The sequence below is a fragment of the Serratia symbiotica (Periphyllus acericola) genome (assembly GCF_964019515.1).
Taxonomy (GTDB): domain Bacteria; phylum Pseudomonadota; class Gammaproteobacteria; order Enterobacterales; family Enterobacteriaceae; genus Serratia; species Serratia symbiotica_D.
Genome location: NZ_OZ026452.1, coordinates 18,907 through 38,289 on the forward strand (window position 1 = coordinate 18,907; position 19,383 = coordinate 38,289).

Consider the following 19,383-nt stretch of genomic DNA (forward strand, 5'->3'; position numbering starts at 1 on the left):
TTCGACCCCTAAGAGTGTGGAGAAGCAGATGAAAAAGTTTTTGATTGCCCCGTCCATTCTGTCGGCAGATTTTGCCCGGTTAGGTGAAGATACCGCTAACATGCTGGCCGCGGGCAGCGATGTGGTGCACTTCGATGTCATGGATAACCACTATGTTCCTAATTTGACCATTGGCCCGATGGTGTGTGAAGCGCTGCGCAATTACGGCATTACCGCGCCGATCGATGTGCACTTGATGGTGAAACCGGTAGATCGCATTGTGCCTGACTTCGCCAAAGCTGGCGCGACCTATATCACTTTCCACCCTGAAACCTCCGAACATATCGCTCGCACTCTTCAACTGATCAAAGAGCATGGCTGCAAGGCTGGCCTGGTATTTAACCCCGCTACCCCGCTGAGCTACCTCGACTACGTGATAAATAAAATCGATGTGATCCTAGTAATGTCGGTGAATCCGGGGTTCGGTGGTCAGTCATTTATTCAAGGCACGTTGGGCAAGCTGCGCCAAGTGCGCAAGCTGATCGACGCAAGCGGCCGCGATATTCGTCTGGAAGTCGATGGCGGGGTGAAAGTCGATAATATCGCCGAGATCGCTGCTGCGGGTGCCGACATGTTCGTTGCTGGGTCGGCGATTTTCGGCAAGCCGGATTACCACAAGGTGATCGACGACATGCGCCGCGAACTCGCGAAGGTGGTTCATTGCTGATTTTTCTGCCATCCGCGCTTTGGCTTTTGATCTGGATGGCACGCTGGTGGATAGTGTGCCAAGCCTGGCGGCTGCTCTCGTCTGGCCTTGGTGGACATGGGGTTGCCGCCAGCGGAGGAAGCGCGTGTTGGTACTTTGATCGGTAACGGTGCCGACATACTGGTGCTGCGTGCGCTGTGCTGGACGGAAACGACAGCCTCACCGTAGCAGGCTAGCCAACTGCGTGAACGATTCGATCATTTCTATGCACAAACTATCGACAGCGGCAGCCGCCTGTTCCCGGAAGTAAAAGAGACGCTGGCCTATTTGGCCGCACAAGGTTATCTGATGGCGCTGGTGACAAATAAACCTACGCTGTTTATCGCCCCTTTACTGGCTACGTTTGCTATTGGCGACTATTTCTCTCTGGTGATCTGTGGTGATGATGTGACGGAAAAGAAACCGTATCCGGCACCGCTATATCTGGCGCCTGGCAAGCCCTGCCTGCGTGCCAACGATTTGTTGTTCGTCGGCGATTCACGAAATGATATCTAGGCGGCACAGGGCGCAGATTGCCCATGTGTGGGTCTGTCCTATGGTTATAACTACGGTGAGTCGATTGCCCTGAGTCACCCTGACTGTATGCTGGAACGCTTCGCCGATTTGTTGCCCGTTTTTGGGCTGTCATATTTAGAGGATCAGGAAATTTAAACATGAGTAAGCCCATCGTATTTAGTGGCGCACAGCCGTCCGGCGAACTGACCATTGGCAACTACATGGGGGCGCTGCGTCAGTGGGTTCAGATGCAGGATGACTACGACTGTATCTACTGTATCGTTGATCTACACGCCATCACTGTGCGTCAAGATGCGGAGCAACTGCGTAAAGCTACGCTGGATACACTGGCATTTTACCTGGCCTGTGGCATTGATCCGGAAAGGAGTACTATCTTCGTGCAGTCGCATGTGCCGGAGCATACTCAACTGGGCTGGGTGCTGAACTGCTACACCTATTTCGGTGAGTTAAGCCGCATGACTCAGTACAAGGACAAATCCACGCGCTACGCAGAGAACATCAACGCTGGTCTGTTCAGCTACCCGGTGCTGATGGCGGCGGACATCCTACTGTATCAGACCCATCAGGTGCCGGTTGGTGAAGACCAAAAACAGCATCTTGAGTTGAGCCGTGATGTGAGCCAGCGTTTTAATGCGCTGTATGGCGAGGTGTTCAAGGTACCTGAGCCGTTCATTCCTAAGTTCGGCGCGCGTGTGATGTCGTTGCAGGAACCGCACAAGAAGATGTCTAAGTCGGACGACAACCGTAATAACGTCATTGGGCTGCTGGAAGATCCGCATGCGGTGACTAAAAAAATCAAACGTGCGATGACCGACTCTGAAGAGCCGCCGGTCATCCGTTATGACGTGGCCAACAAAGCAGGCGTCTCCAACCTGCTGGATATCCTCTCCGGTGTGACGGGCAAAAGCATCGTTCAGTTGGAAGCTGAGTTTGCGGGTCAGATTTACGGCCAGCTAAAAGGCGTGGTGGCGGAAGCCGTGTCCGGCACGTTGAGCGAATTGCAACAGCGTTACTACAGCTTGCGCAAAGACGAAACCTACTTGCAGCAGGTGATGTGTGACGGTGCTGTTAAGGCGCGTGTGCGTGCGCAGGAAACCTTGGCGAAGGTCTATCAGGCAGTTGGCTTTGTAGCGCCGCGATAACGCGGACAGTAAAAAGGGTGTCCTCCTCGCTGAAAGGGCATGGGCGACTAAAGTGTGGCCTGCTAATGACCACCAGCGGCGGTCAGGTGCAATGGCGGGATACAGCCTAAAGTGCAGCTTTTGCAGCCTATGCCGTGATGTTGACTTCTATCGGGCAGCGCCTGCCATTAGCTATAAAACTGAGGCTCAGAAAAAAGCAATTCGTGTGCTAATGCCGGTGGTTCGCCCGATATTAGCCTGTACTAAGGCACCATTGCCACTAACATAACCGAAGGTGTTGTAGCGGCGATCTAACAGGTTATCAACATAGACAGAAATATTCATAAATTCGGTCGCCTGCCAGCCCAGTTGGGTATCCAATGTTGTACAGGCTCTCTGTTGCAACTGATTATTGCCATCAAAATTGTGCGGCCCCACCAAATTTACCGCCAGGCGCGTCATCAGGGCACCATAATTTGTGTCATGCTTCCAGCACGGTAACGTGGTACAAAGGGTACCCGGTTTCCGCTATACAGTGCGCTGCTATTAGTAAACTTGGAACGTACCACATTGCCGTTCAAATCCCATGACCAACCCGGTGCGAACAGCCATTTTTCCTCAAACTCCACTCCACTGGCATCGGATGTACCAGCGTTACTTAATGTTTACATCCCGACCGGGCCAGAATAGAGCTGTATGTCTCGTTTAAGGTTGCGGCTTGTAATTGCACGCTGGAGGAGGCGTAACCGGTGCCGATCTCATAGTTGATGGATTGTTCCGCTATAAAGGGTTTTGCATCAAGTCCAGGCGAGGGTACGATATTGAAACCAGAAGGTTTATATCCTTGTGTAATACGAGTATAGACCCGCCAATCATCGGTCAGCATATAGCCCGTGGAGAGTTAGCTGAGTACCTGGTGATCATGATTCTTTCCGCTATCGCCAAACTGGGTGTTGAGCATATTGCCATGATACTGGGTGCTTGCCTTATCGTGAGAAAAACGGACGCCGTCCCCGATGTTGAATCGATCGATTAAATGCTATGTCAGGTCACTGTAAGCTGCCAGTGTTTCAGCGCTAGTGTAGCCATTGTTGCTCATATAACGATTGATAGCATGTCGTAAGTTGCATTAACCTTCTCGCGCGTATTCTGGCGATAAAGCCCCACTACCATATCAACGGGGCGAGCTTCACCATAGGTGGCGGCGCGCAGTTTTTGAACATCCTGATTCCAGCGCTGAGGTAGGTTAACCAGTAATGTTCCAGTCGGGAAGGTCCGTGAATAATGCTGTTGTTGCCAACTGATGATCAGGTTAAAAGCCCAATTGTCCGTGGTGTATTTGCCATTTAGCATCTTGCTGTCAGTACAGCGCCGCAGAGAAGGATCAGGTGCGCCGTTGCCTATTATCAGTTGACGGCTTTTTATGTCATTCAAGGAAACGTAGGCATCCTGTGGTGGCGCGGGTACAGTCGCGCGAGGCCGAAAAACTCATCTCCCAGGGTTGATCGTCTGGAGCGAGTCGTAGCTTGACATTACCGGCGTTGGCACGTGACACAGGCGTTGTTGAATAAATCGAACATTTGGCCGGCACGAGGATCAGATCACTCTCCTTCTGTCAACATAGCGACATTCCGTGGCCCAGCAAAAGTTCAACATCAACAACATTCTTCCAATATGGCAATCACCAGCGTATTGATGCTGAAACGGATTTTCGGCCTGACACTTCGCGCCCTCCAGGGCTTCATCGACTCCAGTGTCACACTGATCAAAGTGCCGTTGAACTGCCCGGACGACACCTGCATCAGTAAGCGGGCAAAGTCCGGCCATGTCCCGTTTAAAACCGCAACGCCGGGTGAAATTGCGCACCTCGTTATCGACTCTACCGGGCTCAACGTCTTGGGTGAAGGGGAGTGGATGGTAAAAAAACACGGTCAGGAAAAACGGCGGATCTGGCGAAAACTGCATTTGGCCGTAGATACAGAAACACATGAGGTCATCTGTGCTGACCTTTCCTTGAGCAATGTCACCGATACCGAAGCCTTCCCAGGTCTTATCCGCCAGAGGTACCGTAACATCAAAGTCACCTCGGCGGATCGGGCTTAGGATACGCGAGTGTGTGATGATGAGTTAAGGGGCAAGAAGCTCAAGGCGTTAATACCGCCCAGCAGCGGAGCCCGTTATTGGTTGGCAGACTATGCAGAGCGAAATCAAGCGGTGGCGAACCAGCACGTTACCAGAGACAACACACGGTGGAAAAGTATCACAGGCTACCACCGACGTTCGATAGCGGCAACAGCGAGGTACAGAGTAAAACAGCTATTTGGTGGTCACCTGTCGCTCCGAGATTATGATGGGCAAGTTGCAGAGGCGCTGGCCATGATCTGTGCATTAAACAAGATGCCGCTCGCCGGTATGCCAGAAAGTGTACGCCTTGCCTGAAAGATGCCCATTCACGGGACTCCTTATTCCAAATCCGATTTATTCAACAAAGCCGCTTCAAGTATGACAGGTATAAAGGATATGATAGAATCCGCCCGTTTGAGAGGTACTGAACCCTTTTTTAAGGAAAGCCTATGAAAATTATCGAAGGTGTTATTGCGACTCCAGATGCCCGTGTAGCGATCGCAATTGCACGTTTTAACAATTTCATAAACGGCAGCCTGCTGCAAGGTGCCAGCGACGCATTAAAGCGCATCGGTCAGGTTGCTGACGACAACATCACCGTGGTCTGGGTTCCTGGCGCTTATGAGTTGCCGTTTGCTGTGCGCGTGCTGGCCAACACGGGCAAATATGACGCAGTTATCGCATTGGGTACCGTTATCCGTGGGGGGACTGCTCACTTCGAATATGTAGCGGGTGAAGTTAGCTCCGGCATCGGTAGTGTTGCTTTGAACACTGAAGTCCCGGTTGCCTTTGGCGTGCTGACTACTGAAAGCATTGAACAGGCTATCGAACGTGCCGGCACTAAAGCGGGCAACAAAGGTGCTGAAGCTGCGCTGACTGCACTTGAAATGATTAATGTTATTAAAGCTATTAAAGCCTGAATTTAGTTAAGGGGAATTCCGTGAAACCTGCTGCTCGTCGTCGCGCTCGTGAGTGCGCTGTTCAAGCGCTTTACTCTTGGCAGTTGTCTAGAAATGACATCGCCGATGTTTTACACCAGTTCCTGACAGAGCAGGATGTCAATGGTGTTGACATCTCCTATTTTCGCGAGTTGTTTTCCGGCGTAGCGGTGAATGCAGGTATGCTGGATACGCTGATGGTTCCCTACTTGTCGCGCCAGCTTGACAAACTGGGCCAGGTGGAGCGTGCAGTTTTGCGCATTGCGCTATTTGAGCTAAAAATGCGTGATGACGTTCCTTACAAAGTGGCCATCAATGAAGCGATCGAATTGGCGAAAACCTTCGGCGCTGAGGATAGCCACAAGTTTGTGAATGGCGTGCTGGATCAAGCGGCACCCACTATTCGTAAGAAAAAATAAAAGTTAGAGGCGGGGGGGCATGCCCGGCCTTAACTGCTGTTACTGGAATATCGACCATGGCATGCAGCGAATTTGACCTTATTGCTCGCTATTTTAACCGGATTGAACACTTACGCCGGGACGTACAGTTGGGCATTGGAGATGACTGCGCACTTCTTACAGTGGCAGAAAAACAGCTTTTGGCTGTCAGTACCGACACTATGGTTGCTGGCATTCACTTTCTACCGGATATCGATCCGGCAGATCTCGGCCGCAAGGCGCTGGCAGTTAACCTAAGCGATCTGGCCGCGATGGGGGCAGATCCAGCCTGGCTTTCACTGGCACTCACGCTACCTAAAGTCGATGAAGGGTGGCTTAAAGCATTTAGCGACAGCCTATTCGAACAGCTTGATTACTACGGCATGCAGTTGATTGGCGGTGATACTACGCATGGCCCGCTGAGCATGACGCTGACTATCCAGGGGCTGATCCCGGCTGGGCGAACGCTAACCCGCAGCGGCGCGCGTATTGGCGACTGGATCTACGTTACCGGCACGTTGGGTGATAGCGCCGCAGGTTTAGCGATTATTCAGGAGCGCCTACAAGTTGCGGATGCACAAGCCCGTGATTACTTGATTGGCCGTCACCTGTGGCCGCAGCCTCGGGTATTACAGGGCCAGGCGCTACGCGATCTGGCCAGTTCGGCAATCGACATCTCCGATGGTTTGATCGCTGATCTGAGGCATGTGCTAAAGGCCAGCGAATGTGGTGCGCGTATCGATTTGGATGAATTACCGCTGTCGCAGATGCTGAGTCGTCAAGCGGATGCCGAACAGGCATTGTACTGGGGGCTGACGGGTGGCGAAGATTACGAACTGTGTTTCACTGTGCCGGAGATCAACCGTGGCGCGCTGGAAGTGGCGTTGAGCCACCTCGGCGCGGACTACACTTGCATTGGTCAGATTTGCCCGCTGTCGGAAGGTATTAAATTTTATCGCCATGATCAGGTGGTGGAACTGGCGTGGAAAGGTTATGATCATTTCATCCCTGGGCAGGGTGGGGTTTATGGATGAAGCCAAACGTCGCCTGTGGATGAGCAATCCGTGGCACCTGCTGGCTACCGGCTTTGGCAGCGGTTTGTCATCGGTGATGCCGGGTACCATGGGGTCGCTGGCAGCGATCCCGTTCTGGCTACTGCTGATCCAGCTACCGTGGCAACTGTATTTGCTATTGGTGATGTTCAGCATCTGCATTGGTGTTTATCTCTGCCATCAGACTGCCAAAGACTTGCGGGTACACGATCACGGCAGCATCGTTTGGGATGAGTTTGTCGGTATGTGGATCACGCTGATGGCGCTGCCAGTTAATAATTGGCAGTGGGTGATTGCCGGTTTGGTAATTTTTCGCATTCTGGATATAGGGAAACCCTGGCCGATCCGCTGGTTTGATCGCAATGTGCAGGGCGGAATGGGCATCATGATCGATGACATCGTTGCTGGGGTATTGTCAGCCGGTACTATTTACCTGATAGGCCACTACCAGCCAATGTGAACCTCATTGTATCACGTTGATTTGTTGTGGATAAGGGTCTCCCAACTGTTTTCATTAGGCGTCATGGGGAATATTCCAAATGACGTTTTCATAGGCAGATTTTAGCCAAAACAAATATGCCCCAGCAAATGGGGCGAGATAGCGTTATTGTGCCAACCAGCTTTCGATCTGGCGTTGGATGCCAGCGGCATCCAACGCTAGATCGGCGCGCACTTCTTCCTGGCTACCTTGTGGCACGAAGCTGTCCGGTAGGCCGATATTTAGCACCGCAACCGGGCGGCAGCGGGCCATCAGTAACTCATTGACGCCGCTGCCAGCGCCGCCGATGATGGCGTTTTCTTCCAGCGTCACCAGCACCTCGTGGCTGGCGGCCATTTCCAGCACCAACTGTTCGTCCAGCGGTTTGACAAAGCGCATGTCCACTAGCGTAACGTCGAGCGCTTCCGCCGCCTGAGCGGCTTCCGGTAGCAAGGTACCGAAATTAAGGATAGCGATGTGCTTACCGGCGCGGCGCACTCTGCCTCTACCGATCGGCAGCATGTTGAGTGGCTCCAGCGTTGCGCCAGTGCCGGTGCCGCGTGGGTAGCGCACTGCGCTTGGGCCATCGTTGTAGTGATAGCCGGTGTATAACATCTGGCGGCACTCGTTCTCATCGCTCGGCGTCATGATTACCATGGTTGGGATACAACGCAGGAATGACAAATCGAAAGCGCCCTGATGGGTCTGGCCGTCAGCGCCAACAATACCACCGCGATCAATAGCGAACATCACCGGAAGTTGTTGGATCGCCACATCGTGGATCAGTTGATCGTAGGCGCGTTGCAAGAAGGTGGAGTAGATCGCCACTACTGGCTTGTAGCCGCCGATCGCCATCCCAGCTGCGAAGGTTACCGCGTGCTGCTCGGCGATCGCTACGTCAAAATATTGTTGTGGGTAGTCACGTGAGAATTGCACCATGCCGGAACCCTCACGCATCGCTGGCGTAATGGCCATTAGCGCGCTATCTTTGGCGGCCGTTTCACACAACCAGTCACCAAAAATTTTTGAATAGCTCGGCAAGCTGCCGACGATCGTCGGCAATTTGCCACTGGCTGGATCGAACTTTGGCACCGAGTGGAAGCTGATCGGGTCTTTTTCCGCCGGTGCATAGCCCCGGCCTTTCTTCGTCATGATGTGCAGTAGCTGCGGGCCTTTCAGGTCACGCATGTTCTTCAAAGTGGCGACCAGGTTATGGACATCGTGGCCATCAACCGGGCCGATATAATTGAAGCCTAGTTCTTCGAACAACGTACCGGGAACTACCATACCTTTCATGTGTTCTTCGGTGCGTTTCACCAGTTCTTTGATTGGCGGTAGGCCGGACAGCACTTTTTTACCCCCCTCGCGTAACGTGGTGTATAGCTTGCCGGAGAGCAACTGCGCTAGATGGTTATTCAGCGCCCCGACATTCTCCGAGATCGACATCTCGTTATCGTTTAACACCACCAGTATATCGGGGTTGATGTCTCCGGCGTGGTTCATCGCTTCAAACGCCATGCCAGCGGTAATAGCACCATCGCCGATCACGCACAGGGTGCGGCGGCCCAGCCCCTCACGCTGCGCTGCTACCGCCATGCCGAGGCTAGCGCTGATCGAGGTTGACGAATGGCCGACTGACAGCACATCGTATTCGCTTTCGGCACGCCAAGGGAAGGGATGTAGGCCGTTTTTTTGACGGATTGTGGCGATGCGGTCACGGCGACCGGTTAAAATTTTATGTGGGTAGGCTTGGTGGCCAACATCCCACACTAGGCGATCGAACGGCGTATGGTAGACATAGTGTAAGGCCACCGTCAGTTCGACGGTACCCAGCCCGGAGGCGAAGTGGCCGCTGGAGCGGCTGACGCTGTCTAGCAAGTATTGCCGCAGTTCATCACACAGCTTCGGCAAGCTCTCTTTGGTCAGCAAACGGAGTTCATGGGGATCCTCCGCTAGCGCTAAGGTTGGGTATTTGGCTATATCAATACTCATTCGATGTTCATATCAGAGGAGTTTACCCTTAATCTTTCAAGTTGCAGCAGCGTTGGCCACCTTCGATTACCTGGCCCCTCTATGGGCCATGCCTCTTATGGGGGCGCTGCTAGCAGTACTCAAATCTGCTCGCGGTAGATTTTTCACCGCAGTGACTAGGTTATCGCTCAGTCACCACCTAGCCGCAGATTGAAATCTATTGGGTATAAATGTCACACGTTAATTGTTTCGTTTAATAATAAAACTAGCTAGTGCTTGCAATTGCGCTGTGTCATAAGATAGCGCCGCTAAAGCATTTAATGCAGCTAATGCTTCCTGATAGAGTCCCCACGCCTTAGCCTTTGCGTTGTCAAGCCCCAGCAAGGCGGGATAGGTACTTTTGCGGTGTTGCTGATCCGCTCCTTGACGTTTGCCGATGTTTTCGGTTTCACCGATAACATCTAAAATATCGTCTTGCACTTGAAATGCCAGGCCGATGGCCGCGGCGTAACGGTCAAGCAGTGGTAGGGCGACTCGGCCGGAACCACCGGCAGCCAGAGCGCCAAGACGAATTGCTGCACGGATCAGGGCACCGGTTTTGTGGAGGTGGATCTGCTCCAGCGCCTCCAAGTCGATTTGCTTGCCCTCGGCGTCCAGATCCATCGACTGGCCACCGCACATGCCAGCTACGCCGCTGGCAGCCGCCAGTTCAGAGACCATTGCTAACCGATCACGCAACGCTACGTCGGGCATCTCTGCGTCGGCCAAAATAGAAAAGGCTAGACTTTGCAGTGCATCGCCAGCCAGAATGGCGTTGGCTTCGCCAAATTTGATATGGCAGGTCGGCTGACCACGGCGTAGATCGTCGTTGTCCATCGCCGGCAGATCGTCATGGATCAGCGAATAGGCATGAATGCACTCGACTGCGGCGGCTGGTGCATCCAGGTTATTCTGTGCAATGCCAAACATTTGCCCGGTGGTGTAAACCAGGAACGGACGCAGGCGTTTGCCACCCAGCAGCGAGCCGTGACGCATTGACGCCACCAAATCGCCATCGTTCAATGGCAAAGGTGCGATGAAATCCAGCAGCGTGCGATCAGCGCGCTGGCGGAAAGCTAGCAACTGATCGGCAAAGGTGGCGGATTTGCCGATCTCAGGCATGGGGTTACTCGGAATCCGGGTTGAAAGGTACCAACCGTGCATCTTCGGCGCTGTCGTTAAGTAGCATTTGTACACGTTGTTCTGCCTGTTGTAGCTTTTGCTGGATCTGACGCGCCAACTGATGTACGCCGCGTTTTAATTCACTCAGCGCGTATTCCAGCTGCAATTCACCGGATTCCAGACGTGTCACGATGTTTTTCAACTTGTTAAGGGAGCTTTCAAAACGGGTGCTTTTATTTTTACCGCCTGATTTTGAATTATTTTTTTGCATAATCTTCTTTTTATATCATCCTGTTAACCAGGGTCTCAGAGACTATCCTAGCATATGTATGGAATTCTGCGCTGAGCCTAAATACCTGCGCCTAATACCGCTCCACTTTCATTAAGCCAGGTTTATTGCCTGGGAACGGTGAGGCGGCTTTCATAAAATGACCCATATTTTTTAGCAATTTCCACCTCGTCCGGCAACGGTGATTGCGTGTGACTGTCTCATGTAAAGCCAACCACAGGAGCTCTATCCTATTTACCCATGGAAAGTAAAATGGCTGATAAATAACAATAACATTCGGGTTGCGCCGCAACCAGCTCAACGTTTCTTTACTCTTGTGAATGATGTAATTATCGACAATAAGCGTAATGGTTTTGGCACTTCGGTATGTGCTTCTCAGCTTGCGTAACAGGCTAATAAATAAACCCGATTTTTTATGGGTCACACTGACATAATCAACTCTTCCGGTTCCTGCATGAAGGGCACCCGCGAGGTAATGCTTTTCATTCTGTCCCGGTGTCGTGATGCGTTTTTGTTGACCCTTTTTCTGCCAGTAGGCACCTATTTTAGGGTTCATATCGATGTCTACCTCATCTTCGTAAAAGACGGGATGCTCGGGACTATTATTCTTCAATGCGGTATCGATAGCCGCCAGTTTTTCCTCTTTATGAGGATCTCGGATGTGCACAGTTGCAGCCGCTTTACGTCACACAATACCGGCTCTCGGCAACCAGCGCCGCAGTGAGCCAGGATGTAACGTCGAGTTAAATAATTTATTAATTTCAATCGTTAACAGGCGTTGTTGAATAAATCGAACATTTGGCCGGGACGAGGATCAGATCACTCTCCTTCTGTCAAAATAGCGACATTCCGTGGCCAAGCAAAAGTTCAACATCACCAACTGCGCCCTACAGGGCTTCGTCGACTCCATTTTCACACTGATCAAAGTGCCGTTGAACTGCCCGGACGACACCTGCATCAGTAAGCGGGCGAAGTCCGGCCATGTCCCGTTTAAAACCCCAACGCCGGGTGAAATTGCACACCTCGTTATCGACTCTACCGGGATCAACGTGTTGGGTGAAGGGGAGTGGATGGTAAAAAAACACGGTCAGGAAAAACAGTGGATCTGGCGAAAAGTGCATTTGGCCGTAGATACAGAAACACATGAGGTCATCTGTGCTGACCTTTCTTTGAGCAATGTCACCGATACGGAAGCCTTCCCAGGTCTCATCCGCCAGAGGTACCGTAAAATCAAAGTCGCCTCGGCGGATCGGGCTTAGGATACGCGAGTATGTGATGATGAGTTAAGGGGCAAGAAGCTCAAGGCGTTAATACCGCCCAGCAGCAGAGCACGTTATTGGTCGGCAGACTATGCAGAGCAAAATCAAGCGGTGGCGAACCAGCGCCTTACCGGAGACAACACACGGTGGAAAAATATGACAGGCTACCACCGATGTTCGATAGCGGCAACAGCGAGGTACAGAGTAAAACAGCTATTTGGTGGTCACCTGTCGCTGCGAGATTATGATGGGCAAGGTGCAGAGGCGCTGGCCATGATCTGTGCATTAAACAAGATGACGCTCGCCGGTATGCCAGAAAGTGTACGCCTTGCCTGAAAGCTGCCCATTCAGGGGACTCTTTATTCCAAATCCGATTTATTCAACAACGCCCTTGGGGCCAGCTAACGGCAGCGATGCTGCGCTGGATTTCTGTCTGGAGTATTGAGTGAGCCGCCGACAAATACTGGAGCGGTTAAACCAGTGGTTGGAACAGCATGATCCCGATGCGATCATCGGCTGGAATTTGGTGCAGTTCGATCTGTGGGTGCTACAGAAACACGCCGAGCGATATCAGATCCCTTTACGGCTGGGGCGCGATGGCAGCTTACTGGAGTCTGGAGTGGCGCGAGCACGGCTTCAAACAGAATCACTTTTTCGCCTCCGCCGCTGGGCAGCTGATTATCGACGGTACCGAAGCGCTGAAGTCCGCCACCTGGTACTTCCCTTCTTTCAGCCTGGAACACGTCTCGCAGATGTTACTGGGAGAAGGCAAATTGATTGATAACCCCTATCAGCGCATAGCAGAGATCGACCAGCGCTTTGCCGAGGACAAACCAGCGCTGGCTCGCTACAACCTGAAGGACTGCGAACTGGTGACACGTATTTTTGCCAAGACCGACCTGCTCAACTTCCTGCTGGAACATGCCACCGTTACGGGGCTGGCAGCGTTAAGCCACTTTTATATGCCGCGCATGCACCTGCTGGGTTTTGTAGCACCCAATCTCGGTGAACAGCAAGAATAGCACAGCCCCGGCGGGTTCGTGATGGAGCCGCAGCCCGGCCTGTATGATTCGGTGCTGGTGCTTGATTACAAAAGCCTGTACCCGTCGATCATCCGTACTTTCTTGATCGATCGAGTTGGGCTGGTGGAAGGCATGCGCCATCCCGATAATGCCGATTCCGTACCCGGTTTTCGCCAGGCGCGCTTCTCACGTAGCAAACACTGCCTGCCCGCGATCGTCGAGTAGATCTGGCAGGGGCGCGAGGCGGCTAAACGCCAACACAACAAGGCATTATCTCAAGCGTTGAAGATAATCATGAATGCACTATACGGTGTGCCGGGATCGAGCGGTTACCGCTTTTTCGATCCGCGCCTGGCTTCTTCCATCACCCTGCGTAGCCATGAGATCATGTGCCAGACGCGAGCATTGATCGAAGCCGAGGGCTATCAGGTGATCTATGGCGACAACGACTCCACCTTCGTCTGGCTGAAACAGCCGTACGATCAGAAGCAGGTGGCGCAGATCGGCCAGTCGCTGGTGCAGCAGGTTAATCAGTGGTGGCAAAAGCATTTTCAGCAGCAGTTTGGGCTGGAGAATGCGCTGGAGCTGGAGTTTGAAACTCATTACTTGCGCTTTCTGCTACCGACCATTCGCTGGGCCGAGCAGGGCAGTAAAAAACGCTACGCTGGTTTGGTCACCCGCGCCGATGGCAGTGAGGAGGTGGTGTATAAAGGATTGGTAACGGTACACACCGACTGGACACCGCTGGCACAGCAATTCCAGCAGCAGCTCTATCAGTGCATCTTCAAACGGCAGCCTTATCAGGATTATGTGCGCGACTACGTCAGCAAAACGCTGAACGGCGAATTCGACGATCGGCTGATTTACCGCAAGCGGCTGCGTAGAAAGCTGGACGAATACCAGCGCAATGTGCCGCCGCACGCCCGTGCCGCAAGTATCGCCGACGACTACAACCGCCAGCATGGGCGGCTGTTACAGTATAAGAACGGCGGCTGGATCAATTATGTGATGACTGTTGCCGGGCCGGAACCACTGGAAGCGCGGCATTCAGCTATCGATTACCCCGACTATCTGGAGAGCCAACTGCAACCGGTGGCAGACGCTATACTGCCTTTTCTGCACGATGATTTCACTACGCTGGTCACCGGGCAGATGGGGTTGTTTTGATAGTAGAATGATTCACCTAAGGGTGATAAAAAATCATCATGGTTTACAGGTGACGAACGCACCGCCTTCCATTACCATAGCGCCCTTTCCAATTTCTGAATCATGCTCCGCGTTGTCGGGTTTGCCCCCTCAGCCTTGATTACCGGCTTTGGGATCTGTGAAACCGCCCCGGTCAATGACCTGACACAACCTACAATAAACTGGATTTATTACAGGTCGCTGCGCTGCAGTGACAAGACTTACTGATAAAGAATCGAGCCGATAATATATGCCTTTTACACTTGGTCAACGCTGGATCAGCGATACGGAAAGCGAATTAGGACTGGGAACTATCGTGGCACTAGATACGCGTATGATCACCCTGTTTTTCCCCGCCACCGGTGAAAACTGCCTCTACGCCAGAAACAATTCACCGATCACCCGCGTGATGTTTAATCGAGGCGATACTATTTGCAGCCATGCCAGTCGGCACTCTGTTGGTAGAGTTGGTATACGTGGTGGAGGCTCAGGCACCGAAACACTTGCAGTTGACCCGCTTCCTGCCGCCGACGCCGATTCGCATGCTGGTAGATCGCAAAGGCAACAATCTGGCGACACAAGTCGAGTTCGACAGTTTCAACCGCCAACTGATTGCAGTCAATCGTCATACCGCCAGCAAGTTGGTCAATACGCTGCAGCAGGACATTCACGCCATGTTGCAGCAGGCGGAAGGTCTAGTAGTAGAATAAGCGCGCACCTTGATTGAACAGGCGAAGCAGGAAGCGGACGACAAACTGAGTAGCGAGCTGGCACGGTTGGAAGCGTTGAAGGCGGTCAACCCAAATATTCGCGACGACGAACTCGAGGAGATGGCGTGCAACCGCCACCAAGGGCTGGCCCACCTCAATGAAGCCAGTTGGCGGCTGGACGCCATTCGTTTAGTGGTGGTCACCCACCAATAATTGGCGCGATGCAAAGATCCCATCACGCCCAGTCCTTTGCAAGTGGAGCCGAGATAAAACCCTACTATCCCCCGCAGGAGCCGATGCTTATCCTGTATCAGGATCAACACATCATGGTGGTCAACAAACCCAGCGGCCTGCTGTCAGTACCTGGTCGGCTGCCGGAAAACAAAGACAGCCTGCTGACACGTATTCAGGCTGACTTCCCAGCCGCCCAAGTGGTACATCGGTTGGACATGGCTACCAGAGGGGTGATTGTAGTAGCGCTCAACAAAGCCGCCGAGCGCGAGTTTAAGCGTAAATTCCGCGATCGCGAACCAAAGAAATACTATATCGCCCGCGTTTGGGGCCATCTGGTGCAAGATTAAGGGGTGGTGGCGCTACCACTGATTTGCGACTGGCCGAACCGACCACGGCAAAAGGTATATTTTGATACCGGCCGAGTGGCGCAAACGGAATATCGGGTGCTGTCGCGGAATGCGGATGGCTGCACACGGGTGCAGCTGATGCCGATCACTGGCCGATCTCACCAGCTACGGGTGCATATGCTCGCACTCGGGTATCCGATCCTCGGTAACGGTTTCTATGCCAACCCCCAACCGCTGGCCGCAGCGGTTGCAACTGCATGCGCAGACGCTGCACCTCACCCATCCAGCGTTTCATACGCCAATGCATTTCCACGCTGAACCGGACTTTTCATCTCAATGACAGTAGGCCCTGTATGCAGAGCCTGTACGGTTACTTGAAACCTCTCTCATTTTTGATCAGGTCATAGGCCGCCTGGATCTCCTGCGCTTTTTGCTTAGCCATTTCCATCATTTGCGGTGGTAAGCCTTTCGCCACCAACTTGTCTGGATGATGCTCACTCATCAGTTTGCGATAGGCACGCTTGATGGTGGTGCTATAGTCGCTGCTGTTGACGCCCAGCACTTTACACGCATCTTCCATCGTTGGCCCGCGCTGTGCCTGCTGGTAACCGCCTCGCTGGCCGCCACCAAAGCGGCGTCCGCCCTCCATCATGCTGAGGCACTGATCGAACTGTACATGCGAAATGCCCAGTTCTTCGGCGATGACATACAGTACCTGCCGCTCATTCGGGTGCAGCGAACCGTCGGCAAACGCGGCCTGAAACTGAATTTCTAGAAACATCCGGATCAGGTCGAAACGGCCAAAACAGATGCTGCGCAACTGTTGCAGCGTCTCCCGCAAAGGAAACTGGCTCTGTTTGCCTTCACGAAACGCCTGCTGCGCGGCAATGCGCGCTTCGCCATGCAGTTGCAGACGATCCATAAACAAGCTGGCGACCTGAATATCTACTTCGGTAACACGCCCTTTTGATTTGGTCAGGTGCCCCATCACCTGAAAAGTAGTGCGAAAGAACAGCCATTGCCGCGTTTGTTGGTCGGTGAAAAAACCCCGGTTGTGCTTATTGCTGCGCGCATTATCGACCATATGACCGATCACTAACCCAAAAACTACACCCCAGAATCCCGCGCCAAGACAAATGGCGGCGATGACCCCAAGCAGTTTTCCCCAATACTGCATATACTCCTCAATTGTTATGCTGAAAGCCGCACAATACCTGGCCTGTTAGCTCAGGGTTAGCGATTTTTCCCAAAATTTGGATTATCATACCTGTCATTTATCTTTGCGCCTATGACGATACAAGTAAACGGTAGGATTTACCCCTAGCGCAATGCAGATGAGTAATATAGCCTGTGACCGTTTTCCGGACACGATGCCTATGATGATGGAACACCACAACCACGTATGAAAAAAAGTTTCCTAACACTGCTGGCCACGATGATTTGGACGGCACCTTATAGTCAGCATGCACTGGCTGATCTGGCTGATCAATGCATGCTCGGTATTCCTGTTTATGACAAACCTTTGGTCAGCGGCGATCTTGACAACCAGCCGATCACCATCAATGCCGATGAGTCGCAAGCCGACTATCCGCATAGTGCGCTGTTCACTGGCAACGTCAACATCAAGCAAGGCAACAGCACCCTCACTGCCAAGCAGGTGGAACTGAACCAGATGCAGCATCCAGGGCAGGCGGACGCGGTGCGAACCGTGACCGCCACTGGCGATGTGCACTACAGCGACCCTCAGATCACATTGGCAGGCCCCAAGGCTTGGTCAAACCTGAATACCAAAGATACCGATGTCTATAAAGGCGACTACCAGATGGTCGGCCGTCAGGGGCGCGGCGCAGCTAACAAAATGAAGATACGCGGCGATAACCGCTTCACTATTATGGAAAATGGTACTTTTACCTCCTGCTTGCCGGGAGACGATAGCTGGAGCGTGATCGGTTCCAAAGTGATCCATGACCGCACAAAGCAGGTGGCAGAAGTGTGGAACGCCCGATTGCGTATTGGCGGCGTTCCGGTGTTCTATAGCCCCTATATGCAATTGCCAATCGGCGATAAGCGCCGTTCCGGCTTCTTGATCCCGAACGCCAAATACGGCAGCAACAATGGCCCTGAGTTCATATTGCCGTATTACTGGAACATCGCGCCCAACTATGACGTCACCCTTACCCCGCATTATATGTCTAGACGCGGTTTGCAATGGCAAAATAAATTCCGCTATCTTATGCAGCCTGGCTCTGGACTGATGGGGCTAGACTGGCTACCAAACGATAAGGAATACAAAAAGGACAATGCCGACAGCAGCACCCGCTGGTTATTCCACTGGAACCACCACGGGCTAATGGATCAGGTATTTCGCTTCAACATCGATTTTACCAAGGTCAGCGATGCCAAATACTTTACCGATCTAGATTCGAAGTATGGTTCCACCACCGATGGCTACGCCGCGCAGAAGTTTAGCTTTGGTTATGCTAATGAAAACTGGAATGCTATTTTAAGCTCCAAGCAGTTCCAAATCTTCGACAGCACCGACCGCTCTAACTCTAATTCCTACAAAGTGCGGCCACAACTGGATCTGAACTACTACAAAAATGATCTCGGCCCGTTCGACTTTCACCTATACAGCCAGATAGCCAAATTTAAAAGTATCAATCCGTACAGCCCGGACGCTACCCGTTGGCATCTGGAACCCACGCTCAATCTACCACTAACCAACGGCTGGGCCAGCCTGAACAACGAGGCCAAGCTGCTGGCATCCCATTACCAGCAGAACATTCCTGACCACTTTGCCACCCATTATATCAACCGAAATAGCACTAATGATTATAAGGCTGTGGCACCGCATCTTGATGACTCCATCAATCGCGTTATGCCACAGTTCAAGGCTGACGGCAAGCTGGTGTTCGAGCGCCCGATGATCTGGTCGGAAGGTTCTACCCAGACCTTGGAACCGCGCGTTCAATACTTCTACGTGCCGTACCGCGATCAAAGCAACATCTATACCTACGATACCACGCTGCTGCAAACTGATTATTCCGATCTGTTCCGCGACCGCACATACAGCGGCCTGGATCGCATCGCCTCGCAGAACCGAGTGTCCAGCGGTTTAACCACACGCATTTATGATGACGCACTGGTTGAACGTTTTAACGTTTCCGTGGGTCAAATCTACTACTTTAACCGTTCAGGCACCGGTGACCATAGGACAAGCTACGATAACAACGATCATACCGGCAGTTTGGCATGGGCCGGTGACACCTATTGTAAGATCGACGATCGTTGGAGCCTGCGCGGCGGCTTGCAGTATGATACCCGCTTGAACAGCGTCTCATTGGGTAACGGTGTGCTGGGATACCGCCAGGATCCAGAGCATGTGGTGCAGCTAAATTACCGTTACGCCACACCGGAATATATCCAGACAGCCCTGAATACCGACAACATCCCTGCCTACCAGCACGTTATCGCTCAGGTGGGCGTGACAGGCAGTTGGCCGATTGCCGATCGCTGGGCGGTGGTGGGCGCGTATTACTACGATACCCGCACCAGACAATCCGCCGATCAGTTACTAGGGCTGAAGTATAACACCTGCTGCTGGGCGGTAACACTGGGCTATGAACGCAAGATCACCGACTGGAATAACAGCAATAATATCAGCATTTACGACAACAAAGTTTCCTTCAATATCGAACTGCGCGGTCTAAGCAGCGACCACAGTCTCGGCTCTACGGAAATGCTGCGCTCCGGTATACTGCCGTACCAACGCGCGTTCTGATATTTGGTAGCAC

The 19,383-nt window shown here is 52.6% G+C and carries 11 protein-coding genes and 9 pseudogenes; 14 read left to right on the plus strand and 6 right to left on the minus strand.

Going from position 1 to position 19,383, the window contains the following annotated elements; all coding sequences use genetic code 11:
• Positions 1-28: 28 nt before the first annotated feature.
• From rpe to trpS, 3 genes and pseudogenes are all read left to right on the plus strand, one after another.
• Positions 29-706, plus strand: coding sequence for a ribulose-phosphate 3-epimerase (gene rpe, locus AACL06_RS00110; protein ID WP_339037213.1), 678 nt, complete (start codon positions 29-31; stop codon positions 704-706).
• Positions 699-1,396: pseudogene (locus AACL06_RS00115) on the plus strand (phosphoglycolate phosphatase). The gene rpe and the pseudogene AACL06_RS00115 overlap by 8 nt, the downstream one beginning before the upstream one ends.
• A 2-nt stretch (positions 1,397-1,398) precedes the next feature.
• Positions 1,399-2,403 (plus strand): tryptophan--tRNA ligase, encoded by a 1,005-nt coding sequence (trpS, locus tag AACL06_RS00120; RefSeq protein WP_339037215.1) that lies wholly within the window; start codon positions 1,399-1,401, stop codon positions 2,401-2,403.
• A gap of 186 nt (positions 2,404-2,589) precedes the next feature.
• Here trpS and AACL06_RS00125 read toward each other — a convergent pair.
• Positions 2,590-3,934: pseudogene (locus AACL06_RS00125) on the minus strand (TonB-dependent receptor domain-containing protein); the annotation flags it as partial.
• A 116-nt stretch (positions 3,935-4,050) separates the two neighbouring features.
• On the opposite strand from AACL06_RS00125, the pseudogene AACL06_RS00130 reads away from it, so the two are divergent.
• From AACL06_RS00130 to pgpA, 5 genes and pseudogenes are all read left to right on the plus strand, one after another.
• Positions 4,051-4,821: pseudogene (locus tag AACL06_RS00130) on the plus strand (IS5 family transposase); the annotation flags it as partial.
• A 134-nt stretch (positions 4,822-4,955) separates the two neighbouring features.
• Entirely contained in the window at positions 4,956-5,426 is a 471-nt protein-coding gene (gene ribH / locus AACL06_RS00135) for a 6,7-dimethyl-8-ribityllumazine synthase (RefSeq protein ID WP_339037217.1), read from the plus strand.
• A gap of 20 nt (positions 5,427-5,446) precedes the next feature.
• A complete protein-coding gene (gene nusB, locus AACL06_RS00140; RefSeq protein WP_339037219.1) occupies positions 5,447-5,863 on the plus strand; it encodes a transcription antitermination factor NusB in 417 nt (138 codons plus the stop codon).
• Between the two features lie 56 nt (positions 5,864-5,919).
• Positions 5,920-6,915: a thiamine-phosphate kinase gene (gene thiL / locus AACL06_RS00145; protein WP_339037221.1), complete on the plus strand. Its 996-nt coding sequence runs from the start codon at positions 5,920-5,922 to the stop codon at positions 6,913-6,915.
• On the plus strand, positions 6,908-7,393 hold the full coding sequence (gene pgpA, locus AACL06_RS00150) for a phosphatidylglycerophosphatase A (RefSeq protein ID WP_339037223.1): 486 nt from the start codon (positions 6,908-6,910) through the stop codon (positions 7,391-7,393). The genes thiL and pgpA overlap by 8 nt, the downstream gene beginning before the upstream one ends.
• A gap of 144 nt (positions 7,394-7,537) precedes the next feature.
• On the opposite strand, the gene dxs is transcribed toward pgpA, so the two are convergent.
• From dxs to AACL06_RS00170, 4 genes and pseudogenes are all read right to left on the minus strand, one after another.
• Complete coding sequence (gene dxs / locus AACL06_RS00155) at positions 7,538-9,403, minus strand: 1-deoxy-D-xylulose-5-phosphate synthase (RefSeq protein ID WP_339037225.1); 1,866 nt, start codon at positions 9,401-9,403, stop codon at positions 7,538-7,540.
• 219 nt (positions 9,404-9,622) lie between these two features.
• Positions 9,623-10,543 carry a (2E,6E)-farnesyl diphosphate synthase gene (gene ispA / locus AACL06_RS00160; protein WP_339037227.1) on the minus strand — a complete coding sequence of 307 codons (921 nt, stop codon included), beginning with the start codon at positions 10,541-10,543 and terminating at the stop codon, positions 9,623-9,625.
• 4 nt (positions 10,544-10,547) lie between these two features.
• Entirely contained in the window at positions 10,548-10,814 is a 267-nt protein-coding gene (gene xseB / locus AACL06_RS00165) for an exodeoxyribonuclease VII small subunit (RefSeq protein WP_339037230.1), read from the minus strand.
• Positions 10,815-10,905: 91 nt separating this feature from the next.
• Positions 10,906-11,607, minus strand: a pseudogene (locus AACL06_RS00170) (IS630 family transposase); the annotation flags it as partial.
• Positions 11,608-11,689: 82 nt separating this feature from the next.
• Between AACL06_RS00170 and AACL06_RS00175 the strand changes: the two are divergent.
• The 5 pseudogenes from AACL06_RS00175 to rluA form a co-directional block, all read left to right on the plus strand.
• Positions 11,690-12,427, plus strand: a pseudogene (locus AACL06_RS00175) (IS5 family transposase); the annotation flags it as partial.
• Between the two features lie 55 nt (positions 12,428-12,482).
• Positions 12,483-14,280 (plus strand): annotated as a pseudogene (locus AACL06_RS00180) (DNA polymerase II); the annotation flags it as partial.
• A gap of 268 nt (positions 14,281-14,548) precedes the next feature.
• A pseudogene (locus AACL06_RS10420) lies at positions 14,549-14,740 on the plus strand (hypothetical protein); the annotation flags it as partial.
• Positions 14,736-15,221, plus strand: a pseudogene (locus tag AACL06_RS00185) (RNA polymerase-associated protein RapA); the annotation flags it as partial. The pseudogenes AACL06_RS10420 and AACL06_RS00185, both read left to right, overlap by 5 nt.
• Before the next feature lie 53 nt (positions 15,222-15,274).
• Positions 15,275-15,929: pseudogene (gene rluA / locus AACL06_RS00190) on the plus strand (bifunctional tRNA pseudouridine(32) synthase/23S rRNA pseudouridine(746) synthase RluA).
• A gap of 30 nt (positions 15,930-15,959) precedes the next feature.
• Here rluA and djlA read toward each other — a convergent pair.
• Positions 15,960-16,766: a co-chaperone DjlA gene (gene djlA / locus AACL06_RS00195; protein WP_339037232.1), complete on the minus strand. Its 807-nt coding sequence runs from the start codon at positions 16,764-16,766 to the stop codon at positions 15,960-15,962.
• A 225-nt stretch (positions 16,767-16,991) separates the two neighbouring features.
• On the opposite strand from djlA, the gene lptD reads away from it, so the two are divergent.
• On the plus strand, positions 16,992-19,370 hold the full coding sequence (gene lptD, locus AACL06_RS00200) for an LPS assembly protein LptD (RefSeq protein WP_339037234.1): 2,379 nt from the start codon (positions 16,992-16,994) through the stop codon (positions 19,368-19,370).
• The last annotated feature ends 13 nt before the right edge of the window (positions 19,371-19,383 follow it).